The 24,654-nt window shown below is 41.7% G+C and carries 18 protein-coding genes; all 18 read left to right on the top strand.

Features of this window, described 5'->3' with window-relative positions; translation table 11 throughout:
• Positions 1-25: 25 nt before the first annotated feature.
• The 18 genes from sdaAA (at position 26) to JFV29_RS04610 (ending at position 24,606) form a co-directional block, all read left to right on the top strand.
• Positions 26-910 (top strand): L-serine ammonia-lyase, iron-sulfur-dependent, subunit alpha, encoded by an 885-nt coding sequence (gene sdaAA, locus JFV29_RS04695; RefSeq protein ID WP_053345285.1) that lies wholly within the window; start codon positions 26-28, stop codon positions 908-910.
• Positions 907-2,958: an ATP-dependent DNA helicase RecG gene (gene recG / locus JFV29_RS04690; RefSeq protein WP_201181475.1), complete on the top strand. Its 2,052-nt coding sequence runs from the start codon at positions 907-909 to the stop codon at positions 2,956-2,958. Before sdaAA ends, recG begins: the two co-directional genes overlap by 4 nt.
• 121 nt (positions 2,959-3,079) lie before the next feature.
• On the top strand, positions 3,080-3,637 hold the full coding sequence (gene fapR / locus JFV29_RS04685; protein ID WP_056526665.1) for a transcription factor FapR: 558 nt from the start codon (positions 3,080-3,082) through the stop codon (positions 3,635-3,637).
• A gap of 24 nt (positions 3,638-3,661) precedes the next feature.
• Positions 3,662-4,651 (top strand): phosphate acyltransferase PlsX, encoded by a 990-nt coding sequence (plsX, locus tag JFV29_RS04680; RefSeq protein ID WP_056526668.1) that lies wholly within the window; start codon positions 3,662-3,664, stop codon positions 4,649-4,651.
• 24 nt (positions 4,652-4,675) lie between these two features.
• Positions 4,676-5,617, top strand: a complete 942-nt coding sequence (gene fabD, locus JFV29_RS04675) for an ACP S-malonyltransferase (protein WP_201181473.1) — start codon at positions 4,676-4,678, stop codon at positions 5,615-5,617.
• Between the two features lie 2 nt (positions 5,618-5,619).
• Positions 5,620-6,363, top strand: a complete 744-nt coding sequence (fabG, locus tag JFV29_RS04670) for a 3-oxoacyl-[acyl-carrier-protein] reductase (protein WP_098175375.1) — start codon at positions 5,620-5,622, stop codon at positions 6,361-6,363.
• Between the two features lie 56 nt (positions 6,364-6,419).
• Positions 6,420-6,653, top strand: coding sequence for an acyl carrier protein (locus JFV29_RS04665; RefSeq protein ID WP_053345291.1), 234 nt, complete (start codon positions 6,420-6,422; stop codon positions 6,651-6,653).
• A 268-nt stretch (positions 6,654-6,921) separates the two neighbouring features.
• Positions 6,922-7,662 (top strand): ribonuclease III, encoded by a 741-nt coding sequence (gene rnc, locus JFV29_RS04660; RefSeq protein WP_053348012.1) that lies wholly within the window; start codon positions 6,922-6,924, stop codon positions 7,660-7,662.
• Between the two features lie 24 nt (positions 7,663-7,686).
• On the top strand, positions 7,687-11,250 hold the full coding sequence (smc, locus tag JFV29_RS04655; protein ID WP_201181471.1) for a chromosome segregation protein SMC: 3,564 nt from the start codon (positions 7,687-7,689) through the stop codon (positions 11,248-11,250).
• A 26-nt stretch (positions 11,251-11,276) separates the two neighbouring features.
• Positions 11,277-12,281, top strand: coding sequence for a signal recognition particle-docking protein FtsY (ftsY, locus tag JFV29_RS04650; RefSeq protein ID WP_056526680.1), 1,005 nt, complete (start codon positions 11,277-11,279; stop codon positions 12,279-12,281).
• Positions 12,282-12,443: 162 nt separating this feature from the next.
• Positions 12,444-14,822, top strand: coding sequence for a hypothetical protein (locus tag JFV29_RS04645; protein ID WP_201181468.1), 2,379 nt, complete (start codon positions 12,444-12,446; stop codon positions 14,820-14,822).
• Positions 14,819-15,754: an ABC transporter ATP-binding protein gene (locus JFV29_RS04640; RefSeq protein WP_056526687.1), complete on the top strand. Its 936-nt coding sequence runs from the start codon at positions 14,819-14,821 to the stop codon at positions 15,752-15,754. The genes JFV29_RS04645 and JFV29_RS04640 overlap by 4 nt, the downstream gene beginning before the upstream one ends.
• Positions 15,751-16,602 carry an ABC transporter permease gene (locus tag JFV29_RS04635; RefSeq protein ID WP_201181466.1) on the top strand — a complete coding sequence of 284 codons (852 nt, stop codon included), beginning with the start codon at positions 15,751-15,753 and terminating at the stop codon, positions 16,600-16,602. Before JFV29_RS04640 ends, JFV29_RS04635 begins: the two co-directional genes overlap by 4 nt.
• Positions 16,599-18,179 (top strand): hypothetical protein, encoded by a 1,581-nt coding sequence (locus JFV29_RS04630; RefSeq protein ID WP_201181465.1) that lies wholly within the window; start codon positions 16,599-16,601, stop codon positions 18,177-18,179. The genes JFV29_RS04635 and JFV29_RS04630 overlap by 4 nt, the downstream gene beginning before the upstream one ends.
• A 7-nt stretch (positions 18,180-18,186) precedes the next feature.
• Positions 18,187-19,191 (top strand): AAA family ATPase, encoded by a 1,005-nt coding sequence (locus JFV29_RS04625; protein ID WP_201181464.1) that lies wholly within the window; start codon positions 18,187-18,189, stop codon positions 19,189-19,191.
• A gap of 68 nt (positions 19,192-19,259) precedes the next feature.
• Entirely contained in the window at positions 19,260-20,054 is a 795-nt protein-coding gene (locus tag JFV29_RS04620; RefSeq protein WP_242485303.1) for a DUF58 domain-containing protein, read from the top strand.
• 12 nt (positions 20,055-20,066) lie between these two features.
• Complete coding sequence (locus JFV29_RS04615) at positions 20,067-21,830, top strand: vWA domain-containing protein (RefSeq protein ID WP_201181462.1); 1,764 nt, start codon at positions 20,067-20,069, stop codon at positions 21,828-21,830.
• Entirely contained in the window at positions 21,820-24,606 is a 2,787-nt protein-coding gene (locus JFV29_RS04610) for a VWA domain-containing protein (protein WP_201181461.1), read from the top strand. Before JFV29_RS04615 ends, JFV29_RS04610 begins: the two co-directional genes overlap by 11 nt.
• Positions 24,607-24,654 lie beyond the last annotated feature (48 nt).

Here is a 24,654-nt window from a genome sequence, read left to right as displayed (position 1 = left end):
TTCCACTTAGGAAGGAGAGGATAATATGTTTCGAAATGTAGCGGAATTAGTAGAATTAGCAGAATCAAAGCAGAAAAAAATATCAACTCTCATGATTGAACAGGAAATGGAAGTAACGGGTAAAAGCCGTGATCAAATTATCGATCAAATGGGAGTTAACTTGGATGTGATGGAACAGGCTGTTGAAAAGGGACTGCAAGGTGTACGTTCTGTTTCAGGCCTTACAGGTGGAGATGCAGTTCTTCTTCAGAATTACATTAAATCTGGAAATGCTTTATCAGGTGAACTGTTGTTGGATGCGGTCAGCAAAGCTGTGGCAACAAACGAAGTGAACGCAGCTATGGGGACTATCTGTGCAACACCCACTGCAGGTTCTGCTGGTGTGGTACCTGGCACCCTTTTTGCTTTGCAAAATAAATTAAAACCGAATCGGGAACAGAAAATTGAGTTTTTATTTACAGCAGGTGCGTTTGGTTTTGTTGTAGCGAATAACGCATCCATCTCTGGAGCGGCAGGAGGCTGCCAGGCGGAAGTCGGCTCGGCTTCGGGTATGGCGGCTGCAGCAATCGTTGAATTGGCGGGAGGGACGCCAGCACAAAGTGCAGAAGCGATGGCAATTACTCTAAAGAATATGCTTGGTCTTGTGTGCGACCCGGTTGCTGGGCTCGTGGAAGTACCGTGTGTGAAGCGAAATGCAATGGGTGCAGCAAATGCAATGGTTGCCGCTGATATGGCGTTAGCAGGGATTACAAGCCGGATACCGTGTGATGAAGTCATCGATGCGATGTACAAAATCGGACAAACGATGCCGTCAGCTCTGAGAGAAACAGCACAAGGAGGTTTAGCGGCTACACCGACTGGACGGGAGTTGGAAGCAAAGATCTTTGGCTTGCCGCTAAATAAAAAGTGAACGTTGCTTTACAGGAACCCATAACAGCAGTTAAAGGCATTGGGGGTGAAACGGCTGCGGCCTTGCAGGAAATGGAGATCCATACCGTCGTAGATCTCCTTGAACATCTTCCTTATCGCTATGAAGATTATCGATTGAGAGATTTAGAAACGGTTGAACATGATGAGAGGGTTACTGTAGAAGGGAAGATTCATACGGTTCCGACTTTAGGTTACTTTGGGAAGAAAAAATCCAGGCTGACGATCAAATTACTTACAGGCAGATATTTGATAAATGTCATTTTTTTTAATCAGCCTTATCTAAAACCGAAGCTTGCGATTGGCGAAACCGTCACGGTGACTGGAAAGTGGGACCGACATCGCCAAACCATTACTGGCTCCGAATGTCATGTCGGGGACCATAGTCGGGAAAAAGAGTTCGAACCCGTGTATTCAGTAAAGGGAAATATTACTGTAAAAGGGATGCGTCGCTTTATCGCCAATGCTTTTTCTCAATATGGGGCCATGATTGAAGAAAATTTGCCACCACAGCTGTTGGCCACATACAAACTGATGCCGCGTAAAGAAGCTCTTCGCATGATGCATTTTCCTATATCGGCTAATGATGTCAAACAGGCCAGACGCCGTTTTGTGTATGAAGAATTTTTATTCTTTCAATTGAAAATGCAGGCGCTTCGTAAAATACAGCGTGAGCAGTCAAAAGGAACTGGACAGGACATTGAGGGAGAGCAAGTGAATGCATTCATAAAAACCCTACCTTTTCCTTTAACAAACGCTCAAAATAGGGTCGTCGAAGAAATTTTAAATGACATGAAATCTCCTTACCGGATGAACCGTTTGCTTCAAGGGGATGTTGGGTCAGGAAAAACCGTGGTTGCCGCTGTTTGCTTAAATGCAACGATTTCAGCTGGTTTCCAAGGCGCACTTATGGTCCCAACTGAAATTTTGGCTGAGCAGCACACTCAATCATTGAAGGCAATGCTAGAACCCATCGGAGTAAAGGTAGCCTTGTTGACGAGTTCAGTGAAAGGCAAGAAGCGCAGAGAACTATTACAGAATCTTGAATCAGGGGAACTAGACCTTTTGATAGGAACCCATGCATTAATCCAGGATGAAGTGAATTTTAGGAACCTCGGTCTTGTCATAACCGATGAACAACATCGTTTCGGGGTGGAGCAGCGTCGTATCCTTCGTGAAAAAGGCGAAAATCCAGATGTTCTATTTATGACGGCAACACCAATTCCGCGTACGCTTGCGATTACTGTGTTTGGAGAGATGGATGCTTCGACCATTGATGAAATGCCGGCTGGACGCAAAGCTATTGAAACGTATTGGGCGAAGCACCAAATGCTTGATCGGATTTTAACTTTTGTGGAAAAGGAACTTAAGCAGGGTAGACAGGCATACGTCATTTGTCCTTTAATTGAGGAGTCGGAAAAGCTTGATTCTTTACAAAATGTTCTTGATGTTCATGCAATGATGACACAGTACTTTGCGAACCGTTATAAAGTAGGGCTTATGCATGGGCGTTTGCCAGCGGATGAAAAAGACGAAGTAATGCAGCAATTTAGTTCCAATGAAGTGCAAATTCTTGTCTCGACAACGGTTGTCGAAGTTGGCGTAAATGTCCCTAATGCAACGGTGATGGTCATTTATGATGCTGAACGCTTTGGTCTATCCCAGCTACATCAGTTGCGAGGGCGTGTAGGACGGGGAAGTGATCAGTCTTTTTGTATTCTTCTGGCTGATCCGAAGACAGAAGTCGGCAAAGAACGAATGAAAATCATGACCGAGACAAATGATGGCTTTGTCCTATCCGAGAAAGATTTAGAACTTCGAGGCCCCGGGGACTTTTTCGGCAAAAAACAAAGCGGGCTTCCTGAGTTCAAAGTAGCCGACATGGTCCACGATTACCGGACCCTAGAAGTTGCTAGGACAGATGCCGCAAAATTGATTGCCTCACAAAGCTTTTGGCATTCACCAGAATATGCACCTCTAAGGGCTTATTTAGAGAGAACAGGCGTATTAACTGGAGAAAAGCTGGATTAATGAATAATAAAGAAAGCCATTAACAGATTGCGAGAATTTCTACAATATCTTGCAATCTGTTTTTAAAATATATATACTACTATTAGTACCTAGTCATAATACTACGGATGGTGACCTTCAAATGCGAAGAAACAAGAAGGAACGCCAGCAATTATTAATCGAAACGATTAAACAGAATCCTTTTGTAACGGATGAGGAGCTGGCTGAAAAGTATTCGGTGAGCGTCCAAACAATTAGGCTCGACCGTCTTGAATTATCGATACCGGAGCTTCGAGAACGTATTAAAAGCGTGGCCGAGAAAAAATTCAGTGACGAAATTAGAGCTTTGCCTTTGGATGAAATCATCGGGGAAGTAATTGATCTTAATTTAGATGAAAATGCAATTTCTATTTTAGATATAAAAAAAGAGCATGTCTTTAAGCGGAATGGAATTGCAAGGGGACATCACCTTTTTGCCCAAGCAAATTCTTTAGCTGTCGCGGTTATCAATGATGAACTGGCATTAACAGCGAAAGCATCCATTTTATTTACTCGTTCTGTTAAAGAAAATGAAAGAGTGGTAGCTAAAGCGAAAGTTAAAAACGTGGACCACACTACAGATCGTTCCGTGGTGGAAGTCAGAAGCTACGTGGGAAATGAACTGGTTTTTAAAGGCGAGTTCGATATGTATCGCTCTTAACTTTCTAGAAAAGGATGAAAGAACATGAAAATAACGATAGATGCAATGGGTGGCGATAATGCTCCCAAGGCACAGGTGTTAGGGGCAATGAAAGCTGTCGAGGCCTTTTCCGATGTAGAAATAACCTTGGTAGGCAATAAAGCTGAAATTAGTCCATACTTAACGGAACATGACCGGATAAGTGTTATACATACAGAAGAAAAGATTTTAAGTACCGATGAACCAGTTCGTGCAGTTCGCCGCAAGAAAAGTGCTTCGATGGTATTGGCAGCTCAACAGGTGGCTGACGGAGAGGCAGATGCATGCATTTCTTCCGGTAATACAGGTGCATTAATGGCTGCAGGCTTGTTTGTTGTAGGTAGAATAGAAGGAATTGAACGTCCTGCATTGGCTCCGACCTTACCGACAATCGATGGAAAAGGTTTTGTTCTTCTTGATGTAGGTGCGAATTCCGATGCGAAACCGGAGCATCTGCTTCAATTTGCCATAATGGGTTCTGTATATGCAAAAAAAGTACGAGGTATTGAAAAGCCCCGCGTCGGACTTTTGAATATCGGGACTGAAGAAAAAAAAGGAAATGAACTGACGAAGCATGCTTTTACATTGCTGCAGCAATCATCAGAAATTTCCTTTATCGGTAATGTAGAAGCAAGGGATCTCCTTAACGGACCTGCAGATGTAGTCGTAACGGACGGCTTCACTGGCAATATGGTATTGAAGACCCTTGAAGGTACGGCTATGAGTGTCTTTAAAATGGTAAAAACAGCGTTGATGAGCAATCTGAAGAGTAAGATTGCTGCAGCGCTAGTGAAACCGGAACTAAAAGGCATTAAAAATAAAATGGATTACTCGGAGTATGGTGGTGCCGGCTTATTCGGTTTGAAGGCACCTGTCATTAAGGCGCATGGATCTTCCGATGCGAACGCTGTCTATAATGCAATTCGCCAGACACGTGATATGGTTAGCCATGACGTCATTCCAACCATTGCGAAGACGATAGAAAAAGATCAATAATTTATAGAGGTAGGGGATTAACTGATGGGTAAAATTGCTTTTGTCTTTCCAGGACAAGGTTCACAGTCAATAGGAATGGGTCAGAACTTATTTCAGGAAAACGAGCGAGCTCAGCAAATTTTCCGAACAGCGGATGAAAAACTTGATTTTCCACTTTCTGAGCTTATCTTTAATGGAACACAACAAGAATTAACGGTAACCTACAATGCGCAACCCGCATTATTGACTACAAGTTATGCCTTTGTTAGGGCATTAGAAGAAGAAGGCATCAAACCCGATTTTACGGCAGGACATAGTTTAGGAGAATATACTGCATTAGTAGCGTCAGGTGCTATTTCTTTTGAAGATGCCGTTTATACTGTCCGTAAGCGTGGCGAATTCATGGAAGCTGCGGTACCGAATGGTCAAGGCTCAATGGCTGCGATTCTAGGAATGGACCGTGAAGCACTTACTGAAATAACTGCTGAAATTACTGTAACAGGGGAATCTGTTCAATTAGCTAATATAAATTGTCCGGGGCAAATTGTCATTTCAGGGACTACAGAAGGCGTAAAGCTGGCTAGTGCAAAAGCAAAGGAAAATGGAGCAAAGCGGGCACTTCCACTTGAAGTAAGCGGGCCGTTTCATTCAGAATTGATGAAACCAGCGGCTGAGAAATTACAGAATGTACTTGATGAAGTGAGCTTTCAACAAGCGGAAATACCAGTGATTTCAAATGTAACGGCAAACCCTATTACCGCTCCGGCAGAAATTAAAGAAAAATTAATTGAACAGCTGTACTCACCTGTACTTTGGGAAGATTGCGTAAAAAAACTACTTGAATTAGGTGTTGATACGTTCATCGAAGTAGGTCCTGGAAAAGTATTAGGCGGATTAATAAAGAAAATTGATCGTTCTGTTAACATTTACTCAGTTTCCGATCTAGATACTCTAACTAAAACAGTTGAAGCATTGAAGGGGGTATAAGCATGATCTTAGAAGGTAAAAAAGCACTTGTAACTGGAGCATCCCGTGGTATTGGAAGGGAAGTTGCTTTAGAACTTGCTCGACAGGGAGCAGATGTTGCTATCAATTATGCTGGCAGCGAATCGAAAGCCAATGAAGTGGTAAGTGAAATCAAGGCATTGGGCCGTAAAGCATTCGCGATTCAATGTGATGTTGCAAATAGTGAATCGGTAACAAGCATGATCAAAGAGGTCATCGAACAGTTTGGCCGAGTAGATATTCTAGTTAATAATGCTGGTATCACACGTGATAACCTACTGATGCGGATGAAAGAAGAAGAATGGGATTCAGTCATTAATACGAATTTAAAAGGTGTGTTCCTTTGCACAAAAGCAGTCACTAGACAAATGATGAAGCAACGTAGCGGAAGGATCATCAATATGGCATCAATCGTCGGCGTTAGCGGAAATGCAGGGCAGGCTAATTATGTAGCGGCCAAAGCTGGTGTGATCGGCTTGACTAAAACTACAGCCAAGGAACTTGCATCAAGAGGGATTACGGTCAATGCGATTGCTCCAGGCTTTATCTCGACGGATATGACAGGGGAATTGCCTGAAGATGTCCAAAAAGCGATGCTGGATCAAATTCCACTGGCACGTTTTGGTGACCCTAAAGACATAGCTGCAGTGACGTCTTTCCTGGCTTCAGATGCAAGCAAATATATGACTGGACAAACACTTCATGTTGATGGCGGCATGGTTATGTAGATTTTCTTGATTTTTTTCAAAATTAATTTATAATGTTTTGAGGGGAGGTGAACACATTGGCAGATGTATTAGAAAGAGTAACTAAAATCGTTGTAGATCGTTTGAACGTTGAAGAATCAGAAGTGAAACTTGAAGCTTCTTTCAAAGAAGATCTTGGTGCCGATTCCCTAGATGTAGTCGAACTAGTTATGGAATTTGAAGACGAGTTTGATATGGAAATTTCGGACGATGATGCTGAAAAAATCGCCACAGTAGGTGATGCTGTGAATTACATAAAAAGCACTATGTAATGAAATGTCCTTTGACTAAAAGCTCCGTTTTTTAACGGAGCTTTCTCTTATACTTAAAGAAGCCTGAAGCAGCGGCCGATTTTAAGGGAATAAGTATACATCCAACTGAGCCTCCGTCTGCCTAGCTGTAAGCCGGCCGGCTAGTTTTCATTAAGCGGATTATACTGTATGATGGTACATAGGAAGGCTTGACAGGAATTCCTGCCAAGTTTCTTTTTATATATTGGAAAAATATGTTTTTTTGAACCGTTGTGGAGGGTTTTGTGTGATACGTAGGAACGGAAATAATCGTAAACCATCAATCAAAGATAATAAATTTAAACAGTTACAAGAAAGTTTAGGTTTCTATTTTCAAGATGAAAATTTATTGAAACAAGCTTTTACACATTCATCTTATGTGAATGAGCATCGCCGTAAGCCTTATGAAGATAACGAAAGGCTTGAATTCTTAGGAGACGCTGTACTTGAACTGACTATATCTAAATACTTGTATCAAAAATATCCGATGATGAGTGAAGGGGAGCTTACAAAATTAAGGGCAGCCATTGTCTGTGAGCCATCACTTGTTGCCTTTGCCAATAGTCTTTCTTACGGGGAATATGTATTACTCGGAAAAGGGGAAGAAATGACAGGCGGAAGAGAACGTCCTGCCATGCTTGCGGATGTATTTGAAGCTTATATAGGGGCTTTGTACCTCGATCAAGGATTAGAGCCAGTTGTGCAGTTTTTGAAAAATGTTGTATTTCCGAAGATAGACGAGGGTGCTTTTTCTCATGTGATGGATTATAAGAGCCAGCTTCAAGAGCTCATACAGAGAGATGCTATCGGTGTCCTGCAATATAAAATTTTGCATGAAAAAGGGCCGGCCCATAATCGTGAATTTGTTTCGACTGTCTCTTTGAATGGAGAAGATTTGGGTTCTGGAGTAGGAAAATCGAAAAAAGAAGCGGAGCAGCATGCTGCCGAGCACGCATTGATCGTTTTAAAAGAAAAAAGCTCAACAAGATAGTTGAACAGTAGAGGAGGAAAGGTCATGTTCCTCAAACGCTTGGACGTTGTAGGATTTAAATCTTTCGCAGATAAAATTTCGATTGATTTTGTACCTGGTGTCACAGCAGTGGTTGGACCAAACGGAAGCGGTAAAAGTAATGTGACCGACGCAGTCCGATGGGTACTTGGAGAGCAGTCTGCAAAATCGCTGCGTGGTGCAAAAATGGAAGATATCATCTTTTCAGGAAGTGACACGAGAAAAGCGTTAAATTTTGCAGAGGTGTCCTTGACCCTTGATAACGAGACCAATACCCTGCCGATTGACTTTCATGAAGTCAGTGTGACAAGACGGGTGTATCGATCGGGTGAAAGTGAATTTTTCATTAATAATCAAGGTTGCCGACTGAAAGATATCATTGAATTGTTTATGGATTCTGGTCTTGGTCGCGAAGCATTTTCTATCATTAGCCAAGGGAAAGTAGAAGAAATCCTAAGCAGTAAGGCAGAAGAAAGACGTGTTATCTTTGAAGAAGCAGCCGGCGTCTTAAAATATAAAACAAGAAAACGTAAAGCTGAATCGAAGCTAACGGAAACACAGGATAACTTAAACCGGGTCCATGATATTCTCCATGAATTAGAGGGCCAAGTGGAACCGTTAAAAATTCAATCTTCCCTCGCCAAGGAATATTTGGAGAAGAAAGAGGAGCTTGAACAAATAGAAGTAGCTTTAACCGTTTTTGAAATAGAAGAACTTTATGCAAAATGGGAAAGCTTGTCCCAAGAGCTTGAAAAACATAATGAGATGGAGCAACAAATGGGTGGCCAGCTTCATGAGCGGGAAGAGCATCTCAAAAATGTCCGGGGCAATCTAGCCACACTTGAGACATCAATTAATGGACTTCAGGAAATACTGTTGAATGCAAGTGAAGAGCTTGAAAAGCTTGAAGGCCGTAAAGAAGTATTGAAAGAACGAAAAAAAAATGCTGCCCAAAATAAGTCACAGCTTGAAAAAGCGATCGTAGAAGGCGAAGCAGCGGTTGAGCGTTTGTCTTCACAAAAGGAAAGAGAAACGGAAATTCTAAATGCACTCAACTCCGAAGTAAAGGGCATACAAGAAATTTTACATGAAAAGCAAAAAAGCCTAGGCCTATTCAATAGCGATATCGAAGCCATGATCGAAGTGAAAAAGAGTGACTACATCGAGTGGTTGAACAAGCAAGCATCGGCAAAAAATGAAAAGCAATACCTGCTTCAGCAGCTTACACAGCAGGAACATAAAAATGCCAAGCTTGATCAGGAAAACGAAAAGTTTTTAAAGGAAAGAACAGATATCACCGCAAAAAAAAAGGAATATACACAGCTGATGGAAAAGGTGACCAAGCAGCTTGAAGACCATGTTTCTTTTTTCCGAAATCAGCAGAATAAACTAAATGCAGCAAAAGATACGTATCAAAAACAAGAAACGACACTATATAAGGCCTATCAATTCCTTCAACAAGCAAAATCACGCAAAGAGCTGCTTGAAGAAATGGAAGAGGATTATGCAGGCTTTTTTCAAGGTGTTAAAGAAGTTTTAAAAGCGAAAGAAACCCTTCGAGGCATTGAAGGGGCAGTTGCAGAATTAATTAAGGTTCCAAAGGAATATGAAACGGCCATTGAAACGGCACTGGGTGGAGCGATGCAGCATGTGGTTGTAGAGCGCGAAGAGCATGCACGTGAAGCCATCTCCTTCCTGAAGAAAAATCGGTACGGCCGAGCGACTTTCTTGCCTTTATCAGTCATAAAAGGAAGAGAGATTTCACCGAACCAATTATCGATGCTGAAAAACCATGCTGCTTTTGTCGGGACTGGTTCATCATTAATCCAATATGATGAAAGACATGCAGCAATCGCGGCAAACCTACTTGGCACCGTCATTATCACGACAGATTTAAAGGGTGCTAATGACCTGGCAAAAATGGTGCAGCACCGTTTCCGCTTTGTAACGCTTGAAGGGGATGTCGTCAATCCAGGTGGTTCAATGACAGGTGGAGCGCTTAAGCAAAAAACAACCTCTCTGCTTTCAAGGAAAACTGAATTGGAAGAACTGCACCAAAAACTTGCCGCCATGGAATCGAAAACGAACCAGCTTGAAAAGCAGGTCAAACAGTTTAAAGTGGATGTTGGTGTTCAAGAGCAAACGCTTGAACAAACCAGAAAAGCAGGTGAAACCCTTCGTTTACAAGAACAATCTCTAAAGGGTGAACTTCGTGAAGTGGAGCTGCAGGAAAGAAATGTGAATGATCGTCTGCATCTTTATGATTTGGATAAAAATTCGTATTTAGAAGAGCAACAGCAAAAAACAGCTAGACTGGAAGAATTGGAAGAGCTCTTGGATTCATGTAAAACTGAAATTGAAGAGCTTGACCGATTAATTGCTGATATGACGAAACAAAAACAATCTCAACAAACCTCAAAAGAGAGCCTTTCTGAAGAAACAAATGAGTTAAGAGTTACATTGGCCTCTAAACGCGGACAGCTACAAAACCAAAAAGAAAAGATGGAGCGCCTTGAATCTGATCTTGAAAAAGAAACAAGCAGACTTGCTGAAAATAAGGATGATTTGGGACTCTTGACTAATGAAATGACTGACAGTTCGAGTGGAGAAGAAACACTTGAGGATATGGCACAGCAGAAATTGCTTGATAAAAATAGAGCAATTGAAGAAATTTTTGTGAAAAAACAAGAAAAAGCCGAAATGCAATCGCAGGTTGAAGCGTTTGAAATATCCTTAAAAGAGGAAAGCCGTCTTTATAAGGGTATCGTTGAAGTGATTAAGGATGAAGAGGTTAAACTAACCCGACTTGATGTGGAATTAGAAAATCGACTAGACCATTTACGCGAGGAATATACGCTATCCTTTGAAGGGGCTAAAGAACAGTATCCATTGGTGATGCCTGTAGAAGAAGCTCAAAAGAAGGTGAAGCTCATCAAACTTGCCATCGAGGAATTAGGGACGGTTAATTTAGGGGCTATTGAGGAATACGCGCGTGTGGCCGAACGCTATGAGTTCCTTCTTAGCCAAAAGGAAGATCTTCAGCAGGCGAAAGATACATTATTCCAAGTTATCGATGAGATGGATGATGAAATGAAACGCCGCTTTGCGGATACCTTCTATGCGATTCGTGAAGAGTTTGAGCAAGTCTTTAAAGCGTTGTTTGGCGGGGGTAGAGCTGAGTTGAAGCTGACAAATCAAGATGATTTACTTAATACGGGAGTAGATATCATTGCTCAGCCACCGGGGAAAAAATTGCAGAATTTAAGTCTCTTATCCGGTGGAGAACGAGCGTTGACCGCGATTGCACTTTTATTCTCCATTTTAAAAGTTCGACCAGTGCCTTTCTGTATCCTTGATGAAGTCGAGGCAGCTCTTGATGAGGCGAACGTAGTACGTTTCAGCCAATTTTTAAAGAAATTCAGTAGGGAAACACAGTTTATCGTGATTACTCATCGTAAAGGTACGATGGAGGAGGCAGATGTCCTCTATGGCATTACGATGCAGGAGTCAGGTGTCTCCAAACTCGTTTCCGTCCGCATGGAAGAATCAGAGAACTTTGTAGAAGTATAAATTCATGAATTAGAGGAAGTGGGACAATGAGTTTTTTCAAGAAGCTAAAAGAAAAATTTACGACCCAGGAAGAAAAAGAAGTAGAAGTATCCATTGGCGAAAAATTTAAGCAAGGTTTAACTAAGACGAGGAATTCCTTTACTGGACGGGTTAATGAACTCGTTGCCCGTTACCGGAAAGTGGATGAAGACTTTTTTGAAGAACTTGAGGAAATCCTTATCCAGGCTGACGTAGGCTTCGATACGGTAATGGAATTAATCGATCAATTAAAAATGGAAGTGAAACTCCGCAATATCTCTGATACGAGAGAAGTGCAATCTGTTATTTCCGAAAAACTTGTTGAAATCTATCAAGGTGATGAGGAAGAGACATCAAGCCTGAACATACAAGAAGATGGTTTAACTGTCATTCTGTTTGTCGGAGTGAATGGGGTAGGTAAAACAACGACAATTGGTAAACTTGCTCATAAGTTTAAGGCAGAAGGTAAATCGGTTGTATTAGCAGCTGGTGATACATTCCGTGCCGGAGCGATTGAACAGCTCGAGGTATGGGGAGAACGTGTTGGTGTCAGTGTAATCAAGCAAGGAGAAGGTTCTGATCCTGCCGCGGTTATGTTCGATGCCATTCAGGCTGCTAAGGCACGTAAGGCGGATATCCTGATTTGTGATACAGCTGGACGTTTGCAAAATAAAGTGAATTTAATGAAGGAATTGGAAAAGGTGAAACGTGTAATTGAACGTGAAATACCTGGTGCACCACATGAAGTGTTACTTGCTCTTGATGCAACAACAGGACAAAATGCGCTTATTCAAGCGAAGACGTTCAAGGAAGCGACCAATGTTTCTGGAATAGTCTTAACGAAGCTTGATGGCACAGCGAAAGGTGGAATTGTCTTGGCAATCCGCAACGAGCTATCTATTCCCGTTAAATTTGTCGGGCTTGGTGAAAAAATGGACGATCTTCAGGAATTCGATGCTGAGAAATATGTATACGGCCTCTTTGCTGATATCATTGATAAAGAAGAAACTTAATATTTTTTGGTAGTCCGGAAGGGATTTTCTCTTCCGGATTTTTTTGTCAATTTTTTTGCGCATCTCCATTACTTTTTGAAATTCGCTTTACTTTTTTCCTAAATACTGTATACTTTTTCAGTATTTGGTCGTCTATTTAATTAAAGAAAAGGGGGAGTCAGGTTGTTCAGAAAAATACAGGGAATAGCTGCTTGTTTATTACTTTTCAGCATATTTTTACATATGTTGGCGCCACAGGCAGAAGCAGCTGACCCGAAGATTAAAATATCGATTGAACAAGGTTTTGATGGATACATAAAGCGTTCAATGGCAATGCCAATGAAAGTGCAAATTGAAAATAAGGGAGAGGCCTTTAGCGGTACGCTTATGTTTCAATTTCAATCCACTTATGAGTACGGTGGGGCACAGGCCCTAAAAGTAGAGTTGCCAAAGGGAAGTTCGAAAACCTATTCGATTTCACTTCCGGGCTACACAGATGATAATTACAATGGAAACGTATTGAATAAGTCGATTTATCTCTATGAGGGAGATTGGCAGAATGGTAAAGAAGTAGACTATTCAGGTCCAAAGATATTAGCACCGAAATATTATGATGAAAGTCAGGACATAATTGGTGTATTAAGTCAAAAGTACGACCGGTTGACTGAATTAAGGGTTTTGCCATCAACAGACTCCACGATGATTGAACTGACAAAGGAAGAACTACCAAGTCGTTCTATGGGCCTTGAAATGTTAAGTTATTTGATTATTGACGAATATGGAATTGCTGCTTTGGATGCAGCGCAGCAAGAAGCGTTAAAAGGCTGGATCAAATCCGGGGGTATTTTAATTGCTGGAGCATCACCAAATGGAGCACAGCAATATGGATCCATTTATGATCTTCTACCGATGAAAATGGATAAAGAGGTTAAGCTTGAAACTGCCCTTTTTGCCAAAAAGGAAAAGGATAGGCCTTCCTTTAGCTATATACCTGGCTTTATAGGTGATGTAGAGAAGGGAGCGGAAATTCTCACAAAAAGCGGTGAATTTCCGGCAGTTGTGAAAAAACAGTACGGCAACGGGGTAATTGTTCAAACAGGCTTTTCACTTGGAGACCAGCCGCTAGCTTCATGGAAAGGGTATGGTACCTGGCTTGAAAAGATTTTAAATCAGGCAGACATAAACTCATTTTCTTCAACGGAAAATTTCTTGGAGCAGGCGCAATGGGAATTGAATGAGCCCAATAGCTATTTTGATGATACTACCTTATCGATCGGACAATTATTATTTCTACTGTGTGCTTATATCGTAATTATTGTACCTATTTTATATGTAGTTTTGAAAAAAATCGACAAAAGAGAGCATGCATGGTGGATTATTCCTTTGATTGCCTGCATCACGTCAGTCTTGACTTTTACTGTCGGGGCGAAAGACCGTCTTGCTCAGCCGCAACTGAATCAACTCGGAATCTATCATTCTAAGGATGGTCAACTTGTCGGACTTCAATCTGATGTCCTCCTCTCCAATAAAGGTGGGGATTATGCACTGTCTTTCCCAAAAAATGAGATGACAGCTTTGCCAATGACGCAGGAAAGCTTAGGAGGAAACATTAAACGGTCACCAATCCTTGAGGAAAAAGCGATAGATACAGAACTTATCTTTCCAAACGTTGAATATTGGTCAACTCGGTCATTACTTGGAAAAGTTTATAAAGGGAATGTTGGTCAATTCAAGACTGATTTGACAGTTGAAAATAAAACCTTGACCGGAACGATTCATAATGAAACACCATATGACTTTAAAGAATTGCTAATCATGTCAGGCCAAGAAAGAATTAATCTTGGTAAGTTAAAAAAAGGGGAAACGTTAACGGTTAAAGAAAAGTTGAAGGGAGACTTCTTGATTGAGCCTTATGCTGTGACATCAGGACCGATGAATAACTGGAACGCAGGACAAAAAATAGACCTCGATAAAATCCGAAGAGATCAATTGCTTTATGTAACGGAAACTTTTTTCTTTAGCGGGGTAAATGCCGGTACCGACCCTGTCATTGCTGGGGTGACCAGTGATTCAATAGTCGATATTAAAGTATCGAAAAAGCCAAAAAAGAATATAGATAATCTTATTTTTCAAACTTTCGAACCAGAAACAATTTTTTCTGGTGATGTAACCCTGTCGAAAGAAATGTTCAAAAGCTGGGTGGATGTCATCCGCGGTTCTTATGATGAAGAAGCAGGAATCGGAGAACATTGGTTTGAAATAGGTGAATATGAATATATCAGTCAAGTTCCTTTAATCATGAAAGATCATTCGTTTAAAGCGAAGCAATTGTCGATTAAGTTCAGTAAACAAAAAATTCAATATGAACTCTATAACTTTTCAACTGAAAAATATGAACCTATACCTGCTGAAGAACGGTCTATTTCGATTGAAGGACAAGAAGAGATCTCTTCTTATATTTCAAAAGAAGGAGATATTCAAATTAAGATAATTAAAGAAAGCGAAGACGATTCAAGTTTAAGGGTGCCGGAAATCAATGTAAAGGGAGAAGTGACGAAATGATAGAGATTTTACAGTTAACGAAGAAGTATGGCAATTTCACCGCATTGGATCACCTGGACCTGCAAATTGACAAAGGAACCGTGTTTGGATTCGTCGGACAAAATGGTGCCGGAAAGTCAACGACCTTTTCCATCTTGGCTACCCTTCTTGCTCCAACGTCAGGTACCGCCTATATTAATGGCTACAATATTTCGAAGGAGCCAAAACAAGTGCGCAGCCAAATCGGTTATATGCCTGATTTCTTTGGGGTGTACGATCAATTGAAAGCTGAGGAGTATTTGGACTTTTATGGTGCTAGCTATGGAATTCCCCTGTCGGAACGGAGTAAACTGATTCCTCAGTTACTTGAACTAGTTAATTTATCCGATAAACGTGAGTCTTATGTTGACTTGCTTTCGCGTGGAATGAAGCAGCGACTATGTTTGGCACGGAGCCTGATCCATGACCCGGAGGTGCTTATTCTTGATGAACCGGCGTCGGGCCTTGATCCACGTGCTCGGGTGGAAATGCGTGAGATATTAAAAGAGTTAAAGAATATGGGGAAAACGATTTTGATTTCATCACATATTTTACCGGAGCTTGCTGAGATGTGTGATGTACTTGGCATTATCGATCAAGGGAAATTGAAAGCGCAAGGAACTGTTGCAGAAATTCAGCATAAACTTCAAGGCGAAAAGAGTCTTATCGTAAAAGTACATCAGGATGTTGAGCGTTCCATTGCTTTTTTTGAAGACAATCCTGACATTAGTCAAATCAGCGTCCATCTTGATGGGGAAACGATTCAGTTTTTATTCAAAGGAGATGCATTTGCCCAACAAAAACTGTTGAAGTCTTGCATGTTACAGGATTTGCCCATTGTCTCATTTGCTGAAATTGAGACGGATCTTGAGGACGTATTTATGGAAATTACGAAAGGGGTCGAACTGTCATGAAAAGCTGGCTGATGAATCCTGTCTTAAATAAAGAATTTAAACTGCGGTTTCGCTCTTTCAAAAGTTTTTTAGGTGTTTTATTTTATGTTCTTGCTATTGGAGCTATCGTCATTGGCATGATCTTTATCCAATCGCTATCCAATATAGGGGGGCATATTGATCCTGATTCAAGCCGGTCGATGTTCATATTTTTAGCGGTAGTTCAGTTAGCTTTGATTCTTTTCATTACACCAGGGCTGACAGCTGGGGTCATTTCCAGTGAGCGAGAGCGACAGACCTTGAATATTCTATTGACGACGTCGCAAAGCTCCGCGGGTATTATTTTTGGAAAGTTAATTTCATCCATTTCCTATTTGTTATTGTTAGTGGTTGCTAGTTTGCCGCTATATAGCATCGTGTTTTTATTTGGCGGAATTTCACCCGCACAACTTTTAATGGTATTAGGGTTCAATGTTTTTACTGTCATCGTGTATGGCAGCATAGGCGTACTTTTCTCTACACTCGTACGTAAAACAATAGCCGCGATGGTAACCACTTATGGGGTCACATTGTTTTTAGTCGGGGGAACAGCCCTATTGACTTTGCTTTTCTCCAGCATGGCTTTAGGATTGCAGGGGAATTCTGTTACACCTACAACAAACCCTCTGCCTTATATAGCGGCTATGCTTAATACACCAATTGTCATGATCGGTTTCATCGAACCTACATACTCCGAGGAAATCCAGAAGTTAGCGGGCATTGATTTCCCCCTATGGGCTGCACATTTGATCTGCTATACCTTACTGTTAATCGGCGCCGTTTTACTTAGCGTAAAGAAACTTCGGGTCGGTATGAAGGCTAGACGATGAAAAAGGAAAAAATAAGTGATGAAAGTCAGTTTCTCAAACTTCTAAAGCCAATTCAACAGCAACTTTTAATACAGTTGTTGCTGAAAGAGGGGCAGCTTCTGCTCCTTGCTGTGGCTGTATGGTCATTTTTGCTGTTGTTTATAGCTCGCATAATGGTAATTCCGTTTATTTTACGTTACTTTTTCATAGGTTTAATATGTCTGTTAGCATTTTTTCTATATAGAGTCGTAAAACGGAAACCAGACAAAAAGATGGCAGCTTTGTTGTTTAATAAATTTGTTCCGGATGACAGAGTCGTAACAGGGTTTGCTTTTTTAGGAAACGCTGGTGAACTTGAAACGCTGCAACTTCGAGATGCAATCCGTCATATGAAAATCCATCAAGAGAAAGTACTAAGCCGGAAGAAAAGGTGGTTCTATCCTAAATGGTTGACGTCAGCATTGTGCTTAGCGGTATGTGTGCTTCTGTTCATTTTTTATCCAAACAAGGAAATGAAAGAAGCACAGAAGTTGGAAAAAGAAGTGATGATTGTTGAAGAAGTGAAAAAAGAGCTTGAAAAAAAAGCGAACGATTCTAAAGAACCGGCAGTTGAAAAGGCATTGAAAGAGGTAAAGAAAAAAATGGCCCTTGAGAAAGATGGCGAAAAGGCGCTTGAGGCCCTCGCTAAACAATCAAGTGAGCTGCAATTAAAAGAGGTGAAGCAAAAAGAAAAGCAAAAACTCCTTGAAGAATGGCAGGAACAGACGAAAAAATCAGGATTTTCCGAGCTTGCAAAGGCACTTGCACAAAAAGATATGTCTAAGGTTGAAAAGGAACTGCAAAAGTTGAATGAAAAGTGGGATGAGCTTCCTGATGAGCAAAAACAGGCACTCGAGAGTTTGACAGAGCAGGAGAATCCATTAAGCGAAGAAGAATTAGAGGCACTAATCAAACAGTTGGAGGAAGCAATGAAGTCAGCTGAGCTTGTAAAGCAGCTAGCTGAGGCCAACCAAGCGGTCCACCAAGCGGGAACGCAACTTCAGAATCAACTGAGTCAAAATGGAATGCCTTCTTCTCAACTAGCCTTTACTAATAACAAGGGAGCACAGGGGAGCAAGGCTGCCAACCAACCATTAGGTCAGCCCTCAACTTCAGCTTCTCCAAACGGGCAGCCTAATTTACAGTCAGGTAACTCGGCTCCAAATCAACAGGGTCAAGGCGGACAAGGACAACAAGGGGGTCAAGGAGGGCAACAAGGCGTCGGACAAGGCCAACAATCAGGACAAGGCGGTAATGGCGGTGGCGGGAAAGGAGGCACTAAAGGCGGAAAGGGTCAAGGAACGAGGGAAATGCTGACAATTCCCGAAATGACTGATGGGAAACAGAATACAGAAACCGATAACGGCCAGCTTGGTGAGGGAAGTGGCGAGGAAGAGGAGGCAGATGGCCCTGTATTAAAGGGGAATCTTCGAAATTATGAAGAGGTCTATCAGCAGTATGAGAATTCTTATCGCCAAAGTACTGAGAGGCTCAGACTGCCGTCAGATTTAAATAATCTTGTCAAAAATTATTTTAACAAGCTTGATCCGGAAAGGTAGTGGGAAAATGAACGAGAAAGAACAGCAATTTAATGAAGCAGCAGTGCTGATTGATAAGGTCAAGCAGGAGATTTCCCGTTTCATCGTTGGACAGGAGGAAGTGACCGAGCAAGTTTTATGGAGTATTTTTGCCGGCGGCCATGTGCTACTTGAAGGGCTACCGGGACTCGGAAAAACGATGCTTGTTCGGACGATATCAGAATGCATGGATTTAGAGTTTTCCAGGATTCAATTCACACCGGATCTAATGCCATCCGATATTACGGGAACGATGTTGTTACAGCCTGATGAAGACGGGAAGCAACAATTTATTTTCCATGAGGGGCCGCTATTTTCGCATATCGTCCTTGCTGATGAAATCAACCGGGCGACACCAAAGACCCAAAGCTCGCTACTTGAGGCAATGGGTGAGAAAACTGTGACCGTGATGGGAGAAACGAAACAGCTTGAACAGCCGTTCTTTGTGCTTGCGACCCAGAATCCGATTGATATGGAGGGGACATATCCACTTCCTGAAGCACAGATGGACCGGTTTATCTGCAAAATTCATGTCAGTTACCCATCAAAGGAGGAATTGAAGCAGATTGTTCTTAGAACGACTGGCAAAGAAACCATAAGGATTGAAAAAGCAGCTTCAATTGAGGATGTCATATTTTTGCAGAAACTCGTAAAAGAGGTACTTGTCTCAGATGAAATGCTAGATTATGCGGTTTCCATTATTGCCAGTACTCATCCAAATACAGAGGAATCTCCGGAAGTAGTCCAAAAGTATGTGCAATTTGGAAGTGGCCCCCGTGGACTGCAAAGCTTAATAAAAATGGCAAAGGCAAGAGCTCTGTTTGCAGGACGCTATCATGTTTCTGCTGGAGACTTAAAGCAAACGGCTTATCCTGTATTAAGGCATCGACTTTTACTCAACTTTGAAGCGGAAGCAAGCGGGGTGCTGGCCGATTCCATCATTGCTGAAGTCGTTGAATCGGCTTACAAATTAGGTAAAGGACTTTCAGTGTGATGGGTTCTTATGCTTTTTTAGAAAGATTGCAGAAAAAAAGATTACTTGTGAAAACACGGAGACGTGGGATGCATAAAGGTTCAAGGAAATCGAGTGCGTTTGGCACCTCCCTTGAATTTTCCGATTTCCGGGCCTATCAACCAGGAGATGACGTTAGGCAAATTGATTGGAATGTCTATGGACGAACACAAAAGCATTATATTAAACGGTTCCTCGATGAACAAGAGTTGTCGGTAGCTATATATTTGGATGTGACCTCGTCGATGCGTGCTCTCCCGGATAAATGGGAGCTGGCACGCCAGCTTGCAGCTTCGTTAAGTTTTGTCGTCCTTGCTGGTGAGGACCGGCTGGCCTTTATTCCAGTTGCGTCCAAGACTGCCCATCCGATTCGCCGAAAGGGAGCGGTTCACCGAAAAGGCGTTTTTCGGGAGATTGCTGGTTTAGAAGATACCGAGAAAAGTGGTCATTTTTATGATCAGTTGGGCAAGGTAATGTTGAAGAATCATCAGCTGTCAATCATTATTTCCGACGGTCTTGAGCCCCTTGATAAAGTGGAGGCGACCTTGAGGAAAATGCGTTCTGCAAAACAAGAAATCTGGTTCATTCAATTGTTGGGAAAAGAGGAACTAAATCCTGCTTTTAACGGAGACTTAAAACTGGTCGACAGTGAAATGGATACAGCAGTCAACGTAAGCATCCATCCTTCGCTCATTGGAAACTATCAGACTCGTCTTAACAAACATAACCAAAAGCTTGAAGGGGTATGCCGAAGTTTTGGCTGCCATTACATTCTTATCAGTGCTAAAACTGATATACAGACGATTTTATTTCAAGACTTTCCACGCCATGGGCTAATGAATTGAGGTGAAGATATTATGCATATTTCTAATCCGCTCTTTTTTCTATTAATAATCTTTATCGCTGCCGTGATTTTGTTCTATTTTTTCCGGAAGCAATATGAAACGACAACGATTTCATCCAATTTATTATGGGAGCAGGTCCTGAATGAATGGCAAGCTTCCCCATGGCTTCATAAATTGCAGCATAACCTTTTATTCTGGCTACAGATTCTTGTGCTTCTTCTCCTCATGTTTTCGTTAGTCCGTCCCTTTTGGTTTCAAAAAGGAATTCCGGGCGATCACCTTATCCTTATAATCGACACATCCGCTACAATGAGTGCAAAAGATGGGGAACTTACCCGTTTTGAAAAGGCTAAACAAGAATTGATGGAGATGCTTAAAGAAGTAGATAATCAAGAAGTGACTATCATAGAAGCTGGTCAAAAGCCCATCATCCGTGCTAATCATGAGACTAACCACGCTGTACTGAAAAAACAAACAGCAGCATTAGAGTTAACGTATGATCATGAAAATATTGATAAAGCACTGAAATTAGCGGACTCACTTTCCAACGGAAAAGAAACGGTCATCCATCTTTTTTCTGATAGGGTTGTGAAAGATGACCTTAGCGGGCTATCTGAAAATATACCGATTGATGTACATAATTTTAGTAGTCAAAATGACAATCTGTCATTACTTTCATTTGGTACGGCCAACCGCAAAGAAGGCATTACCGGAGTGGCTGTCGTTGAAAATCAAACCAAGAAGGATAAAACCCTAGAATTCCAAGTTACGAATGGAAAAGAAGTTCTTTTTATCAAAAAACTGTCTGTTAAAGCCAATAGTGAGAAAACGGTCGATATTCCAGTACTCAAAGAAAAGCCTTATTACACGGCTTCCATCAATGCGAATGATAATTATTCCGCTGACAACGAAATGACGGCTATTCAATCGGCGATTTATGAAAAGGTTTATGCAGTCGGAAATGTGAATGCTTTTCTCATTAATGCTCTTGAAACAATAGGGCTTGACGTCATCCAACTTGAAGATAAAGAAAAAGTTAGAAAGGATGGGGTTGTGATTGCTCAAGGGATGGAACTAGAAGAACTTGGTTCATATCCGCTGCTATTTGTGAACGAGGCTAAAAAAGGAAAACAAAAATTAACAGAAAAGCTGTTAGGAACGGATGATCCCTTGATGGAGTATGTTCAAACAGAGAAAATTTATATTGAATCAACATCCCCTCCTATCAATAAACAATGGACAAATGTACTCGTAAGCGGCGACCTTCCACTCATTCAAAAAGGAACATATCAAGGCCAACCAATCATTGCCTTGAACTTTTCTGTTGCTGATAGTGATTGGCCGTTGCAGCCGGGTTTTCCAATCTTTTTATATAACTCATTTCAATGGCTGACACAGCAAACGAATTTTCTGGGGTACTACCAGCCTGGTGAAGAAAAGTGGTTGAACCTTGGGAAGGATACACAAAAACTAGCTATTTTCTCTGAGTCTGGAAATAATCTCTATTCCGTAGACTTACAGAAAGAAGGTTTTAAGGCTCCAAGTATGCCTGGTACATACGAAGCAGTATCAGGAGATCAGGTGTTTTATTTTTCCGTGTTGCTTGACGAACGTGAAAAAGAAATCATCTCTGCTCCTTCATTCAGTATAAATTCAAAATCGACCGAAATGAAAGTGGTATCCGATAATAAACAGAATTTTTTATGGTATTGGCTAGCATGTGCGGCCCTTCTACTGTTGATGTTCGAATGGGAGGTGTATCGTCGTGGGCGTTGAGTTTACCTATCCTCTGATTTTTCTATTACTCATTCCCTGTGCAGGACTTATTTATTTTTATCTCCTTAAATCCCGACATCAGGCTAAGCAAAAGGAAACGACGGTGGTTGGGGTACTGCGGTCCTTGATCTTTTTACTCATCATCTTAGCTCTTACAGTTCCGCAAATATTACTGCCTCTCAAGGGATCTACGGTCGTTTTTTTAGTCGATCGTTCTGCAAGTGTCAAAGATTCGGAAGCTAAAACGCTTGCCTGGATTGAGAAAAGCACGGAGGAAATGGATAAAGATGACTCGTTTGCGGTGGCTGCATTTGGTGACAGTGCTGTTGCCGAGCAGGCAATGACGACAAAACATTCATCCATTACTCAATATAGTGGCAAAGTTGATGAAGATGCAAGCCGTTTAGAGTCTGGAATTCAGTTTGCCTCATCGCTTATTCCGAGTCACTCAAGCGGCAGGATTGTGCTTTTTTCGGATGGCAATGAAACTTCCGGCAATGCCGTGGAAGGGGCAAAATTACTAAAGAACAAAAACATCGAACTCGATGTGATCCCTTTAATTGAGGAGGCTGGCGAGGACATTGCTCTCAGGAATTTAACGATACCTCCTTCCTTATATCAAGGAGAAAAAACGGAGCTCTCTTTAGAAGTGGAAAGTAAATCAGCAAAAAAAGCGACCGTTCGTATTTCACTGAACGATCAGGAAATTATCAAAAAAAACGTGGATGTAAAGGAAGGGTCCAATTTATACACATTTAACCATACTGTAGATGATACAGGTTTACAGGTATACAAAGCTGAAATCATTGCCGAAAAGGACACCTTTACGGAAAATAATCAGCTACAGGCGATTACGAAAGTAAAAGGGACGCCAAAAATTCTGATTGTCGAGGCAGAAGGGACCGGTCGGATTGAAAAAATTCTGAAAGGAAGCGGACTGATTGTTGAGACGACCGTACCAGAAAAGTTGCCGACTACATTATCTGGCTTTTTACAGTATCAATCGATTGTGTTTAACAATGTTTCCGCAACCTCTGTCACGGAAAATCAGATGAAATTAATCGAACAATCCGTCAAGGAATTCGGCAATGGGTTCGTGATGACTGGAGGAGAAAATAGTTTCGGACTTGGAGGGTATTTCAAGACTCCAATTGAGCATCTGCTACCAGTGGACATGGATATCAAAGGAAAAAAAGAAATGCCTTCGCTCGGATTAATGATTGTTCTCGACAGGTCAGGCAGTATGGTTGGCAACAAGCTTTCATTAGCAAAAGAAGCCGCGGCCCGGTCCGTAGAGCTTTTACGTGAGAAAGATACCTTCGGGTTCATTGCCTTTGATGACCGCCCTTGGGAAATTATCGAAGCCGGTCCACTCACGGATAAGGAAGAAGCCATGGGGAAAATCCGTTCGCTTGCTCCAGGAGGTGGTACGGAAATCTACAGTTCTCTTGAGATGGCGTATAACAAGTTAATGGATGAAAAGTTACAGCGTAAGCATATTATTTTGTTGACGGACGGTCAGTCAAATACTTCTAGCGATTATGAAGCATTAATCGAAGACGGGAAGGAAAAGAACATAACACTTTCAACGGTGTCCATTGGCAGCGATGCCGATAAGAACTTGCTCGAGGACTTGGCCGATTTCGGAACGGGGCGTTTTTACGATGTCACGGATGCCTCCTTAATTCCGAGCATTTTATCACGTGAAACGGTGATGGCAAGCCGTACATATATCGAGGACAATCCGTTTTATCCATCCATACAGGATACTCCTGAATGGAATGGCTTGTTTAATGATGGAGTACCTAAGATGAATGCATACATCGCGACAACGACGAAACAGCGTGCTTTCCTGCCGTTGGTCAGTGAAAAAGAAGATCCAGTCCTCGCTCAATGGCAATATGGAATGGGGACAACGGTGGCCTTCACTTCGGATCTAAGTGGCAAATGGTCTGGCGATTGGCCTGCTTGGGGTAAGTGGGGCTCTTTCCTCAATCAATTGGTCACAATCACGCTTCCTAAATTCGAAAGTGAGCCATATACTCTTACACAGGAAAATAGTGGTGAAGAAACCGTGATTATGCTAGAATCAGCCTCACAAAACAACTTGCCTTTATCTGCAAATGTGGTTTCGGAAAATGGACAAATAGTTGATGCGAATACAAAACTCGTCGCTCCCGGGAAATATGAAATTATTATTCCGAAGCAGTCTGGTATGTATTATATCAGTGTAAAACAGGAAAACAATGAGGGTGGTACGAACCTGTATCAAACAGGTTTCACTGTGCCCTATTCAGAAGAGTACCTGCAGCAAGGTCTAAACAAGTCGCTTATCAAGGAATTGTTGGCTGTTTCGGGTGGCCAGGAGTTGAAAACGGAGGCTCAGGCATTCCGTGATTTACAGACCACATCCAGACAAAAGCAAAGCATTAGCCATTTGCTTCTATTAACGGCGTTCCTACTTTTATTTGTAGAAATTACAATACGGCGTTTTGGCTTGCATAGAGTTATGCACCTATTTGCAGGAATTCCTAAAAAGACAGGAAGTAGATCATTAAAATCGGCTGAAACAGTCAAGAAACTGAAAACTGTGCAAGAAGCGACACATAAAACACGTATAACAGGGAAGGCAAACCTGAAATCAGAGTCTAATAATCAATCTGTAAGACCAGTGACAGAACGCAGGAAACAGAACCAACCTGAAAAGAAATTAACCGAATCAGAACGAGAGAGCCAGATGAAACGCCTTCTGGAAGCGAGAAAACGAAAAAAATAATGCTTTCCAAACAAGTGGTAAGGAGTTTAGCTTGACATCAAATAGGCA

The sequence above is a fragment of the Peribacillus sp. TH16 genome (genome assembly GCF_016651095.1).
GTDB lineage: Bacteria > Bacillota > Bacilli > Bacillales > DSM-1321 > Peribacillus > Peribacillus butanolivorans.
The sequence above is the reverse complement of the archived record's forward strand: the minus strand, read 5'-3'. Positions and strand labels throughout refer to the sequence as shown.